This window comes from uncultured Tenacibaculum sp. (assembly GCF_947495995.1).
Lineage (GTDB): Bacteria > Bacteroidota > Bacteroidia > Flavobacteriales > Flavobacteriaceae > Polaribacter.
The window spans coordinates 475473-488861 of the sequence record NZ_CANMAX010000003.1 but is presented as its reverse complement, the minus strand read 5'-3'; the positions used below and the strand labels follow the sequence as shown (position 1 = coordinate 488861).

The window sequence follows — 13389 nt, the reverse complement described above, 5'->3', positions numbered from 1 at the left end:
GGGTATTGAACCAGAAAATGAAGCTATTGGTGGTTACGATTTTACGATAAACATTCAAAACATGAAAAACGATACTATTATTTGGACTTGGTCTTTTAAAGAGTATCAACAAAAAAATTGGGATGAAAAAACCAACTATAATATTACCAAAGTTTGGAATGAATATAAAAATATGATTAGTCAGAAACTTCGTCAGTATAATATTACAGTTTTAGATAAAGGCTACGATTTCAAAGCTTTTCCTGCTAAAATTAATAACATTATCTATACGATTAATTCAAAACAAACACATAAGTTTAACGAAGGTTTTGGGTATAACGAAATTGAAAAAGAATCCATAATTATTCATACTACAGCATTTGGAAATAAGACAGTATATGAAAAGAAAAATTATAAATGGAAGGTAATAAACTCCGCAATTGTTGGTTGTATTCCTTCGCCTAAAAAAGGGAGAATTGCAATAATTAAAATCAATGAAAAAAGAGGATACGAAGGTCCCCAAAATCTTATTACTCCAGAAGTAATTGGTTGTCATTTAACTAAAGGTTTCAAATAAAGAAGAAGAATAAAACATGTTAAAAATTAAGAAAATCATACTAGTACTTCTTGTCATTCCAGTGTATACATACGCTCAAGAATTTAAAGATCCTAATAAAAGAATAATAGATAGTTTGGCTAAACTACAGATCCATTATCTAGCTCATGGAAAAATCACTGAATATTTTAAAATATATTCTTCTAATCTTACGGATCTTGGAGGCGGTAGCGGAGAAGGAAAAGTTGATCTCAAAGAATGGAAAGAAAAGTTAGAAAAAATTGTACGGTCTGAACAATTTAATAATATCAAAGGAAAAACAGTAGAAGAGATTTTAGATCTCGAAAAATTAACCATTTGGAACTATCAAGAATTGGTAAAAGAAAAAGGACCTATAAAACGATTTTCGTACGAATCTAAGGAAGGAGATTATCTTGTTTTACTTCCATTCAGAAAAGAGGTTGAATCACATACTTGGTTTGGAATTTTTCGTAAAGAAAACGGAGAATGGAAAATTGTAGCTGGAGACTAATCAAAAAAATCAATTTTAAATACACTTATATAAAAACTAAATTTTACTATGAAAAAAGTATCAATTAATAATTCATGGCTTGTTTTTTTACCTGTAATAGGTATTTTGTTTTTTGTGGTATTTCCACAACTACAAAGAGTAGGCACTGATTTTAATCGAGAAATAATTGAACATGAAACTAATGTTTATAAATTAGATTCCTTAAAACAAATTGCCAATCCGAATCAAAAAGCTAAAAATGAAATTGCAAAGCTAGAAATTCTAGTACCAGTTCATGAAACAGCAATTGCTAGAAGAAAATACAAATACTTAAAACACGGTGGTACAGTTGTTTTTGTTTTAGTTTTTCTAACGCTATTCTTTGGTTATAGTTACGTGATAAAACGAAAAAAATCTTCTCCGAAGAATAGAAAAGTAAGTTTTACTTTTTCAGATCCTTATGTAGATCATATTGGACAACAAATTTCTTGGAACCCTGTAAAAAACTCTGGAAGTAATTTTGTTAGTACTGCTTTAGAAGAAACTCGTTCGGGTTATAAAATTGCTCCGAGTAATTTTATGAAATATATCGCTTGGGGATTTATTATCCTTGGTATTAATCCTGTTGTATGGACCTTCGTTGAAGCAATTCAATTGAATCAAGAAACCATCACTTTTATGAAAGCTGGAAATTTATTTTTCACTTCTGGTGGAATATTTATGTTGCCTGGTTTCTTCTTATTGTTTCAAGTAACTCCAACAAAAATCTATGTTAACAAGCAGAAACAAACGATAAAAGTAGAAGGCGAAACCATCCATTTTAATCAGTTACATGCATTACAAGTCTTGCATAAATTTATTCAAGGAAATAAAACAGGTGGTTATTATTGCTATGAACTCAATTTGGTAACAAAGCAAGGAGAACGTTTTAATTTATTAAATCACGGAGATAAAACTTTTATGTTAAGTGATATGGTAAAAATCAGTAATGCTTTAAAGCTTCCTGTTTGGAATATGGGAGTTGAATAATTTAAAGTAAAAGCTATGCATAAAAACTTATTGCTTACTGTTTATCTAATTCCGTTGTTTGTATTTGGACAAATACAATCGGATACTTTAGTCGCAAAGGATAAGAATCAACTAAAAATAAAAAACCTCATCTTACCTGGTTCATTAATTTTAGTAGGTTCTGTATTATCTGGAAGTCATTTCGAAAAAGAAATAAAACGAAGTTTTCACGATGGTTCAGAAAATGCTATTGATTTCTCTTTACCTATTGATGATTTAATTCAGTATGCTCCAATTGTAGAATTATATACTGCGGATTTATTAGGTGTTAAATCGAAAAATCATTGGTTCGATCAAACCAAATATCTCTTTATTGCTAATATTGTTACGGCAGCTTTAACACATGCTGGAAAGAACATTATAAATAAAAAAAGGCCTAACGGATCTTTACATGCTTTTCCTTCAGGTCACACTTCTTTTTCTTTTACAAATGCAAGCGTGTTATATGAAGAGTTTAAAGACTCCTCTCCTACTTTTGCCTTTAGCGGCTATGCAATAACTTCTGTTGTGGGCGCTTTACGAGTTGTAAATAATAAACATTGGGTTTCTGATGTATTGGTTGGTGCAGGATTAGGAATTTTAGTTACGAAACTCGTCTATCATTTTGAACCATTAAAAAACTGGAATCCGTTTAAAAAGAAAGATAATATGATGTTAATTCCGACGGTTAATAATAATCATCTAGGGTTTTATTTTAAATTAAATTTATAACATTAACTACTACATATAAATTACTTAAATCAAAAACTATGAATAAAATATCTTTTCTATTATTAACTAACTTTTTAATCTTCAGTGTGCATTGTTTCGGACAAACAAAAAAAGATTCTTTAGCTATTAAACAAGTAGCTTTAGATTATATCGAATCGCAACATAACGTAAAACCTAAACAATTTGAAAGAGCTGCTCATCCTAGAATGGTGAAAAGAACGTTCTGGAAAAATAAGCAAACGAATAAAGAATATTTAAGAGAAACATTTACCGATGCTATGATTTTATTAGCTGAAAGTTATAATAAGAATCAAGATAAATTTCCTAAGAAACCGAAAAAGGAAATTATTATTCTAGATATTTTTAACAAAATAGCTTCTGTTAAACTAATTGCTGATGATTGGGTAGATTATATGCACATTGTAAAACTGAACGGAAAATGGCAATTGGTTAATGTGCTATGGCAATTCAATGACTCTAAATCTCATTAATATTATTACGTAAAATATAAAACTATGCCGCATTGCATTATTGAGTTTTCTAACGACTTAAATACACATATAAAAGAAACTGTAAAAACAGTTACTGTTGATATAGAAAACTCAGGACTTTTTGATAAACGAACAATTAAAACTAGAGCGATTCCTATTGACGATTATTTAGTTGGCGGAACAGAAGAATCATTTATTCATGTTACAGTAAAAATGCTGGAAGGAAGAAGTGGCGTTCAAAAAAAGGAATTAAGTCAGCGTATTTTAAGTAGTGTTATGAAATTGTATGACATAGAAAACATATCGGTTGAAATTATGGACTTACACACTTATAGTTATTCAAAAAAAGAAATAATTTAAAAAGAAAACATAGAAGTAAAATGACACTTAAAGAACGATTAAACAAATTCAATTACGAATTACCTGAAGCTTCTACTCCTGGCGGAAGTTATGTATCAGTAAACATTAGAGAAAAAATTGCATACGTTGCAATTCAATTTCCTATTTGGAATGAAGCATATAAATATCAAGGTCGATTAGGTAATGAAATTTCAACTGAAGACGGTTACAAAGCTATGGAAATAGCTGCTTTGAATGTATTAGCTCAAATCGATAAAAATGTTGGAATTGATAATATTGTCGGTTTAAATCATATTGATGCTTATTTTCAATCAGGTGAAGATTGGGATGAATCTCCAAAAGTTGTAAATGGTGCATCAGATCTTTTTTTAAAAATACTCGAACAAAAAGGTCAACATTCAAGAGCAATCTTTGGCGTTCACAAACTTCCTAGAAATTTTAGTGTCGGACTTACAGCTACATTTACAATACAATGATTAAAGTTTAAAATTTAAAAAAGTAAAGACTATGAATCGATTAATGACAAACACATGCTCAGATAACTTAATTAAAAGCCGTGATTTTTACTCAAAAATTTTTAAGCTAAACATAGCTTTTGAAAGTGATTGGTTTATTCATTTGGTTACTGATAATAAAAACTTGGAATTAGGTATAATTGATCGAACTAATGAAATTGTTCCAGAAGAATTTCAAAACAAGCCTCAAGGATTCTACATTACTTTTGTAGTTGATAATGCAGATGAAATATTTAATATTGCAGTCGCTGAAAGTTTTGAAATTGTACAAGAGCCTGCTGATACATTCTACGGCCAACGAAGAGTATTATTAAAAGATCCTGACGGAACTTTAATTGATGTTTCTTCTCCAATTGAAAATTTCAGTTTTTAAGGAATACATGTTATATAAAACTATTGATAATGTTTTGGAAAAGAAAAAATAAATTACCTATTACTGAAGCCGATAAAGTTTGGATTGACAAAGAATTGAACTGGTTACGAGAAGAATTCGGTAAAGAACATTTCAATTTAATTAGAACTGTTACGCCTACAGAAGATTTTTTTGAAAGGAATTTTAATGGCACTAAAGAAGATGCAGAATTTATTCTTGAGCGTACAATGGAATTAATGAATATTAAAGACATTGATATTACTTTAGAATATTTTTCTGATTCTCCTATCGAAATGGCTGATGGAACAATTTTAACAACACCTGCAGATATTGATGGTAGCTGGGAAAGTGCTAGTGGAACTTATCAGCAAACTGAAACAGAAACTATAATTTCAATTGAAACTAAACAATTAAAAAATCCTGTTTCCCTAATTGCAACGATATCTCACGAACTAGCTCATCAAATTTTATTAGGTGAAAATCGAATTGAAGAAAATGATGAATATTTAACAGACCTTACTGCAATAGTATATGGTTTTGGAATTTTCTTAGGGAATTCTCGTTTTCAATTCAATTCAAAAGAATTTGGTTGGGAATCGAGCGTCCAAGGATATCTCCCTGAACAAATTATTGCATATGTAATGGCTTGGCTGTCTAAAGAGCGTAATGAAAATACAGATTATAGTTCTCATCTAAAAAAAACAATCCGTAAATATTTTGATCAGAGTTTAGCTTGGTTAAAAGAAAATGAAAAGTAAACTTTCTAAACTCAAACACTATTTTTCGTGTTGTTTCTTCAATTGTCAAGCTTTTTGACTAAATTTAAAGCCATTACCAAATAACTAAAAAGCGTTATGCAATTTCTACAAGAGTTTTTTGAAACCTTCAAAATAGCAGATTTATTTGCTTTTTCTGGATTGGTGATGCTCATATTTCTCGCTTTTGGCAGTAAACCAACAACAAAAATTCAACTAGTTGGTTCGTTATTTGTAATGTCAATTAGTTTATATGCCGATAGTGTTATAGTCTATACAATTGCTATTTTCATAATCGCAACATTAGTAACAGAATTAGAATTCTTAGAAAAAATAGCTGCGTTAATCTGGAATCGTAAAGAGTATTGGACTTATCTTCAAGGTAAAGCTAAAAACAACGAAATTGAAGATAAAACGAAAAAGCAAATTGAAGATGATTTATCGAATGAACAAATAGATGATGTTGATGAAGTAGAATCTATAGATGAACCTGAAATTATACCTAAAGGAATAGCTGATGTACTTTCAATTCCTAAACACGATGATCCAGCTGTTTTAGTTCATCAAGCTTTAAATTTTGAGAGAACAGTACTACAAAAGCTAAACAAAAAAACAATTCCTTTTAAATTCAACAGACTAAAAAGAAAAGTTCATTTAACTTCAAATAGAGTTCGTTATATCGTTGATGTAATTATTGAAACAAAAGATACGCACTACGTAATTGAGGTAAAGAAAACCGATAAAATGCTGTATATAGAAGCAGCAAACACAGAACTAAATTCTTACGTTGACTTATATCGTAATTATTTAGATGAACGTAATATTTCTGTTGAAATACAACCGTTAATTATTGTTCCTAAAAACAAGAATCTTCCAGAGAATGTTAATGATACTCCAATCATTCAATACGATTTTCAATCACAATCATTCCTAAACTTCAAATCTGATTATTTAGAAACTGAATACTGGAATAAAACACAAACCAAAGAAGAATCTCTTGCTGAACTATTAAAAGTATTCTTAACAAAATACTCTAAATGGGCATTTTCTCCTTTGAGAATTCAAAAATGGGGATCGCTTCAAAATGACTTTGAAAAGTTAGAGATTTTCACTTCTAAAGAAATTAAAACAGTATTGGAAGAATTAAAAATTAGTGGACATGTAAAGCATGTAACTAGTAAAAAAGGAAATATACTTTATAAAATAAATCAATAATTATTTCTCTAAATCTTAAAAGCTAAAATTAAGGTGACTATACAATTGAGTGATCTCAAATTCCAAGAAATTAAAATATCAGAACTTTCTTTAGTGCTGGAGTTTTTTAAAACCGCAGCAGAAAAAATCAATAAAAAGAATGTAGATCATTGGCAATACTGGAAAAATCCTCCACAAGAAAAAATCGAATGGGTTACAACAGGAATTCAAAATCATGAATTCTTCTTCATTATTTTAAACGATACTGAACAAATAGGAATGGTGAGAATAATGAATATTGATGAACCTTATTGGGGAATTACAAACGACAAAGCAAAATATATACATTCGTTAGTGATTAAAGACCAATACAACGGAAAAGGATTGGGTAGTTTAGTTATTGAAAAAATTACTGAGATTGCGAAGCAAGAAAACTGCGAATTTCTTCGTTTAGATGCGGTTTCTAAAAACATAGGATTATGTAATTATTACGAACGAATAGGTTTTCAAAAAGTTGGAGTTAAAGAAGGTAAACTTTCTACCAACACGCTTTTTCAGAAACAACTTTCTTAAAAAGAGATACTTATATTTTATTCAAAAAGTGTAACAGTTTTTCAAAAAAGCTGTCTCATTGTGGTAAAAGCTTCCGGTATGAAAAATCAACTAACACAAACATCTCCTAACTATAAAAATTTCCTTTTCGATTTACTTATTTATTTCTCTGTAATGTTTTTAATTCGAGAAATTTATATCGAAAAACTAGGATTCATAGTCAACGGATTATTTTGGTCGCTTTCTACATTAGTAATTGCCATGTGGCGTATGAAAGTCCGTAATGTTTCTTGGTATGATTTGGGACTAAAAAAACCTGAAAGCTTAAAAAAAACTATATTCATTACTGCTGGAATTTTAGTTACAGTTGTAGGATCTATAATAGCTTTTGAACTGTTTAAAGATGCTTTACCTTTTTCTATTCCTGAAAAAAACTATGGAGAAAGTTCTGCGAGTAAGTTTGGAGAATTAAAAGGTAACTGGATACTTTTTTTTACAATTATGCCAGGCGTTTTATTAGAATCTACTTTAGAAGAATTATTAGATCGTGGCTTTTTAATCCATTGGTTTGAAAAGGTATTTTCAAAAACTAATATTGCAACATTTCTTGCTGTAATCTTACAAGCTTTGATTTTCGGATTTAGACATACATATGATTTATCCGACAGATCTATTCGTGTAGGTTTAATTGGACTTATCATGGGAATTGCTTACGTGAAATTCGGACGAAACTTATGGCCTTTAATTATCGCACATTGCCTGTTAAATTCTATGTCTATGCTTGATAGAGTTTAATAATTATTTATCTTTAAATCATTAATTTATTTTGCTGAAAAATGGAAATTATAATTACAAAAGGAAAAGATAGAAATACATTAGGTCAAATTAGAGAAAATAAATGAAATTTAAACTGAAACCAATATTATCTGAAATGAAAGAACTATACTCAAAGCCTATATCAGCTGAAAGGTTTAAAGAGTATATTTCAAAACTTCAAGGAGATACAAAAGGAGATTTAGCTTTGCCTATTGGAGGATTTAACCCAATGGCTAAAAATCATATCTTACAGAAAATATCTGAATTAGAAAACCTTAGAGCGGAAGCTATAATGGAACAAACTATTAAAAATTTCAATACCAAGTTGGTTGAATCTAGTTCTAAAGAAATAACAGTTGTTCTTAATATTGCCGATGATTTAAAAGGAGGTTGGACAAATTTCTTTTCGACAGATTTCGATAGCAAATTTAAACTAACCCCATTGATAAATAGAAGTTTTTGTGTTCCCTATTTTTGGACTAGCGAATTATTTTCAACAGAATTAATTACAAACAGAACTTTAGAATATTTAAATAGGACTTTTTACAGATTAAAGAACCCTCAACCCAAAACACTAAGGGAACATTTGAAACAGGAAATTTTTTCTTTAAAATTAGAAAACAATTACTTTCAAGACTATATAGAATCAGATTTTATCAAAATAGAAAAATATTACTCAGAGAATAAAAATTCAGAAGAATACGATAGAATATTTAATTTTTTTTATGGTGATAAAGGTTCTGAAAGTTTAGGTTATAAAAAATATGGAATTCAAAAACCTACAGGGTATGAATATGCTAAACAAATTTCGAAAATAAGAAAAATAACTATCTAACAGAGTATGTAGTGCATACACTTCAGAATATGCGCCATACACAAACCGTTAATATGTAAACGAAATAACAATACTTCTAAAAGTTACAGTTTAGACCCAGATCTTCCAAATCATGATATTGCATATTACGTAGTTGAGAAAAAATTTGATTTACAAAAAGGCTTCTACGGAAATAGAAAATCTGGAATGAGTATTGAAGAACTTTCTGAATTAATAATATAACAATATGATTAAAAGTAGTCTTTCAACTTCACTACATATTATGACAGTTTTAGCTATGTTTTCTGAAAAATGGATATCTTCTAGAATACTTGCTGAAAGTATTAATATCAATCCTGTTTTGGTACGTGAAGAACTTCGTGTTTTAAAAAATGCTGGATTAGTTCAAAGCAAAGAAGGTAAAAATGGTGGCGTTAAACTTATAAAGTCTGCTGATCAAATTTTATTATCAGATATTTTTAAAGCTATAAAAAAAGAAGATCATGTTTTTACTTTAAGAACAAACTCTCCTGATAAAACTTGTAAGGTTGGCAAAAAAATCAATACTAATCTAAAGAGTTTATATCAAGAAATTGATGAAGCTATTTATACAAAACTCAACGACGTTAGTTTAGAATCTTTTAAAAATAGGTTCTAATTTTTTTAATTAAAACTGTAATAAAAATAATTACACATAAAATTAAACTCAGTTATGGCACATACTTTTCACGAAGGCGAATTAGCTCTTCAAAAAAAATATAAAGCATATCATCCTCCAGGATTAGTAAAACGTTTATTAAAAGATCATATAATTGATCAGTTGATTCCTTTTATAGAACAACAAACCACGGTAATTATTAGTTCAACAGATGAAGCTAAAAATATTTGGACGTCGATGTTAATTGGGCAAAAAGACTTCATTAAAGTTGAATCTCCTAAACATGTAACTATCGATTTAAAAAAAGTACAAAGCAATCAGAACGACATTTTATTTTCAAATATCATAGCTCAAAACAATGTAGGTTTATTATTTATCGATACTGCTTCTAGAACACGATATCGAATGAATGCTTCAGCAGAAATTATCGATCATAAAATTGAGTTTCATATAAGTGAGGCTTATCCTAATTGTCCGAAATATATTCAGCAACGAATTTTAACTGTAAATGAAGAAAGTAGCATTCAAGAAAACAATCAAATAAAAGGAACTACTTTAACTGAAAAACAAAGACAATGGATTAAAACTGCCGATACTTTTTTTCTTGGAAGCGTTAATAATAAGGATAATATGGATGCTTCTCATAGAGGTGGACCGGAAGGTTTTATCGAACTATTAGAAAACGATACCTTAAAAATTCCAGATTACATCGGTAATAATCTTTTCAATACACTTGGTAATTTTTTACAATGCCCGAAAGCCGGATTATTGTTTATTGATTTTGAGAGCGGAAGTGCTTTACAATTAACAGGAAGAACAACTTTAGTATTAGATCAAGAATCTTCGGAAGATTTAGAAACAACAATGGGAACTGGTAGATATTGGTTATTTACTCCTGAACAATGGATTCAAACTGAAACGTACCAAAAAGCAAATTGGGAATTTGTTAGTTTTTCTCCTTTCAATCCGTAAAAGACAGAATAGATTTTTATACTTACTTTTATCAAAAAAATTAAGTGATGAAAAAACTATTTATTTTCCTATTCTTAACTGTTAATATCTTATTTGCTCAAGATGATTTTGAAGGCATCTTAAAATTTAAAATAGATTTTAAAGACAAAACAGGAAAAATGCCTGATGATGAGATAAAATATATAATGGGTACAAAACAAACTTATTATTTAAAAGGAAAAAAATATCGCTCTTCTTTAAATGGTGCTTTTAAATTAACTGCTTATCACGAAGGAAAAGATACCTTATTTACAAAAATGGCTATTAGTGATAAACTCATGTATAGTCTTACTAATAAAGAACAAGAAAAAATTCTATCTCATAAATTTGAAAAGACCGATTTAAAAATTCTGAATTACGAATGCAAATTATTAGTTGTAAAAACTAATAAAGGAATTCATAAGTATTATTATAGTCCAAAATTAAGAACTAATCCAGAATATTATAAAACTCATAAATCTGGTTTATGGCATTTCTTTGCTGAAAAAACCAATGGTGCTATATCTATTAAAGCAATTGGCGACTTAGAAGATTCTTACAGTTGTATTGAACTTATTTCTGTAGAAAAAAAATCTTTAAATGACGATTTTTTTGTAAAACCTCCATTAGAAATAATTCCAACACCAAAGTAGTTTCCTACTTTGGTAAAAACTCTAATTTATTTTTAGATTTTTCTATTTCTTGCTGATTAAGTAACATCGGAATATAATTTCCTTCCAAGTATTTTTGAGCCTGATCTTTATAATACGGACTGAATCTATTTCCACTTTGCCCTGTTGGTAAAATTGAAATACTATTCTCAACATCATAAAAATCAATGACTCTTCGAGTTGATGGTCCGGCTACTACTTTATAAATCCCAGTACTATCTAACTTAAAAATATGATTGTTAATTACTTCATTTCCTCCATTAGTTTCAAACGGACCAACATTAAAGAATTTACGTAAAACTCCACCTGCTTTTCCTATCGGATGTTCGTGTTCTACAGATAAAACTCTTTTCCATTTCCACGAATTAATATCATTTCCTAATTGCTTTTTCAAAAAGGCTACAGATGTTTTAAATGCATTTGTTAATATTACTTTCTTGTCTTCTTTTACCTCTTTGGTATTAACATTATCCCACCAAAGCGAATTGTTCTTATGCATTTGAACAGCAATTAATTTTTTCTGTAACGGAGCTCCATCTAATAATTGAATAAATGCCTTCTCTCCTATTTCATCTTCAAAAGTATTTTGCAAAAACTGATAAATAAATCGTGTGTAAACTGTAGCTGCTAAACTCTCTTTATCATAATTTCCATCCCAAGATTTTAAAATTGTAGCAGCTTCTTTTTCTTCGGTTGTAAGTTCACTATCAGAAATACTTTGAAATGCTGAATTTATTACCTCTTTAACTACTACTGAGTTAACATTATTCATCATTATACTCACATCATACTTAGTAAACTTGTCTTTATTTTCAATTAAACTAACAATACGTTTAGCTCTGTCTTCTGGTAAATAATAACCTGGATATAATTTACCAGCTACAGTATCTGGTTGGTTATTTGCTGAATACACATAACCCCAATCTGGATTTGTCGCTTGTGGATTTTCTCCAAAGTTTAAATAGTTCAGGATTTCATCTTTTCCAGACGTTCCATCTAAATAAACTTTAGTGTTTAAACTATCTCTATACTGATATAATTTTGCTGCTCCAAACCAAGCGATATTATCTTTAGCATCTCCATACATTACATTTAATCCTGGTGCATGAATTTTAGAAACTCCTTTTTTAAATTCACTAAGATTAGTTGCATGCGACATTTCATAACAGACATCCAATAACTGATTCGGTAAATGCGTATAAATCCATTGCATTGCTATTGGTCGCTTGTCTTTTACTTGTTCAATAATATCATTCATTATTGGTCCGTGTTGACTTACTCTAACTTGGTAAGTTACATCTGTTGATTTCTTTACTTTAATAGTTTTTGAATAGGTTTTGTAATTTTTAAAACCATCGGCTGTATTATACTGCTCAGAATTTTCAGGATGATCTTGTTCTATATAAAAATCAACATCATCATTCTCTAACATAGTTAAACCGTAAGCATAATCTTTGTTATGTCCTAATAATGGAAATGGAGTTAAAGCCAAATTAAAACCATACAACTCAAAATCTGGAGTTTTAATATGACTTTGATACCAAACTGAAGGTTGAGAAAAATTGATATGCGGATCGTTAGCAAAAATCACTTTCCCATTTGCTGTTTTCTTCGGACCTAAAACCCAAGAATTACTTCCTATAAAACTTGATACTGGTAGTTTTTCATAAATAGCATTAATCTCAGCTGTCATTTGAGATTGTATTGCTGGCTTTCTAGCATTTTTAATTAGTTGTCCTTTTTCTGTTGGAATTCCTAATTCAGCTAAATAATCGTTTCCTAATTTTTCTTTTATCTCATTTAACAATGGATCTGTTTTGTGTGCAGCAGCAAAACTAAAAGCCATATAACCAAAAACATTATACATATCTTTTAACGTGTAGGCTTCTTTTTCTATTCCAACTAAATGAAACTCTAACGGAGTCGTTCCTTCTTTAATAAACTCATTAATTCCTTCTAGGTAAGCAGTAGCTAATTGATAGGCTTTTGAATTTGCATCTAGATTTTTAATAGTATTTTCTGCAGCTTCTTCTATTCCTAAACTTCCAAAAAACTTATCTGTTCTCACCAAATCTTTTCCAAATACTTCACTTAATCTACCAGCTGCAATTCTTCGCATCAATTCCATCTGCCATAATCGATCTTGTGCATGTACATAACCGAAAACTTTATATGCATCTTTTTGATTTTGAGCATTTATATGTGGAACACCATTATCATCATAAAAAACTATAACTTTATCTTGTAAACCACTTAATTTTAATTCTCCATTGTATTTAGGCTTAAAATAAGAACCTGCTATAAAATATCCTACAACTAGTAATACAATGATTATGAAAAGAAAAAAAAATAGTTTTTTAAGTACTTTCATGTGT

The 13389-nt window shown here is 29.2% G+C and carries 17 protein-coding genes; 16 read left to right on the top strand and 1 reads right to left on the bottom strand.

All coding sequences use genetic code 11. The features are described 5' to 3' along the window. The first annotated feature begins 61 nt into the window (after positions 1–61). The 16 genes from Q1A15_RS11430 (at position 62) to Q1A15_RS11355 (ending at position 10996) form a co-directional block, all read left to right on the top strand. A complete protein-coding gene (locus Q1A15_RS11430) occupies positions 62–556 on the top strand; it encodes a hypothetical protein (protein ID WP_299623534.1) in 495 nt (164 codons plus the stop codon). 16 nt (positions 557–572) lie between these two features. Further along, positions 573–1067: a hypothetical protein gene (locus tag Q1A15_RS11425; RefSeq protein ID WP_299623531.1), complete on the top strand. Its 495-nt coding sequence runs from the start codon at positions 573–575 to the stop codon at positions 1065–1067. 48 nt (positions 1068–1115) lie between these two features. Next, positions 1116–2075 (top strand): hypothetical protein, encoded by a 960-nt coding sequence (locus Q1A15_RS11420; RefSeq protein WP_299623529.1) that lies wholly within the window; start codon positions 1116–1118, stop codon positions 2073–2075. Positions 2076–2090: 15 nt separating this feature from the next. Further along, positions 2091–2825, top strand: a complete 735-nt coding sequence (locus Q1A15_RS11415) for a phosphatase PAP2 family protein (protein WP_299623527.1) — start codon at positions 2091–2093, stop codon at positions 2823–2825. A gap of 38 nt (positions 2826–2863) precedes the next feature. Continuing rightward, positions 2864–3316, top strand: coding sequence for a nuclear transport factor 2 family protein (locus Q1A15_RS11410; RefSeq protein ID WP_299623524.1), 453 nt, complete (start codon positions 2864–2866; stop codon positions 3314–3316). 24 nt (positions 3317–3340) lie between these two features. Beyond that, entirely contained in the window at positions 3341–3676 is a 336-nt protein-coding gene (locus Q1A15_RS11405; protein WP_299623521.1) for a hypothetical protein, read from the top strand. Between the two features lie 20 nt (positions 3677–3696). After that, on the top strand, positions 3697–4152 hold the full coding sequence (locus Q1A15_RS11400; RefSeq protein WP_299623518.1) for a RidA family protein: 456 nt from the start codon (positions 3697–3699) through the stop codon (positions 4150–4152). Between the two features lie 31 nt (positions 4153–4183). Then, positions 4184–4564, top strand: a complete 381-nt coding sequence (locus Q1A15_RS11395; RefSeq protein ID WP_299623515.1) for a VOC family protein — start codon at positions 4184–4186, stop codon at positions 4562–4564. Positions 4565–4593: 29 nt separating this feature from the next. Beyond that, on the top strand, positions 4594–5322 hold the full coding sequence (locus Q1A15_RS11390; RefSeq protein WP_299623511.1) for a hypothetical protein: 729 nt from the start codon (positions 4594–4596) through the stop codon (positions 5320–5322). 96 nt (positions 5323–5418) lie between these two features. Beyond that, positions 5419–6534 carry a hypothetical protein gene (locus Q1A15_RS11385; protein ID WP_299623508.1) on the top strand — a complete coding sequence of 372 codons (1116 nt, stop codon included), beginning with the start codon at positions 5419–5421 and terminating at the stop codon, positions 6532–6534. Between the two features lie 45 nt (positions 6535–6579). Then, a complete protein-coding gene (locus Q1A15_RS11380; RefSeq protein ID WP_299623505.1) occupies positions 6580–7086 on the top strand; it encodes a GNAT family N-acetyltransferase in 507 nt (168 codons plus the stop codon). 78 nt (positions 7087–7164) lie between these two features. Then, positions 7165–7860, top strand: coding sequence for a CPBP family intramembrane glutamic endopeptidase (locus Q1A15_RS11375; RefSeq protein ID WP_299623502.1), 696 nt, complete (start codon positions 7165–7167; stop codon positions 7858–7860). A gap of 103 nt (positions 7861–7963) precedes the next feature. Beyond that, a complete protein-coding gene (locus Q1A15_RS11370) occupies positions 7964–8716 on the top strand; it encodes a hypothetical protein (protein ID WP_299623499.1) in 753 nt (250 codons plus the stop codon). Between the two features lie 226 nt (positions 8717–8942). Further along, positions 8943–9353, top strand: coding sequence for an Rrf2 family transcriptional regulator (locus Q1A15_RS11365; protein WP_299623496.1), 411 nt, complete (start codon positions 8943–8945; stop codon positions 9351–9353). Positions 9354–9407: 54 nt separating this feature from the next. Continuing rightward, positions 9408–10325, top strand: coding sequence for a pyridoxamine 5'-phosphate oxidase family protein (locus Q1A15_RS11360; RefSeq protein WP_299623493.1), 918 nt, complete (start codon positions 9408–9410; stop codon positions 10323–10325). 47 nt (positions 10326–10372) lie between these two features. Continuing rightward, positions 10373–10996: a hypothetical protein gene (locus Q1A15_RS11355; RefSeq protein ID WP_299623490.1), complete on the top strand. Its 624-nt coding sequence runs from the start codon at positions 10373–10375 to the stop codon at positions 10994–10996. Between the two features lie 4 nt (positions 10997–11000). On the opposite strand, the gene Q1A15_RS11350 is transcribed toward Q1A15_RS11355, so the two are convergent. Next, positions 11001–13385 (bottom strand): penicillin acylase family protein, encoded by a 2385-nt coding sequence (locus tag Q1A15_RS11350; RefSeq protein WP_299623486.1) that lies wholly within the window; start codon positions 13383–13385, stop codon positions 11001–11003. Positions 13386–13389 lie beyond the last annotated feature (4 nt).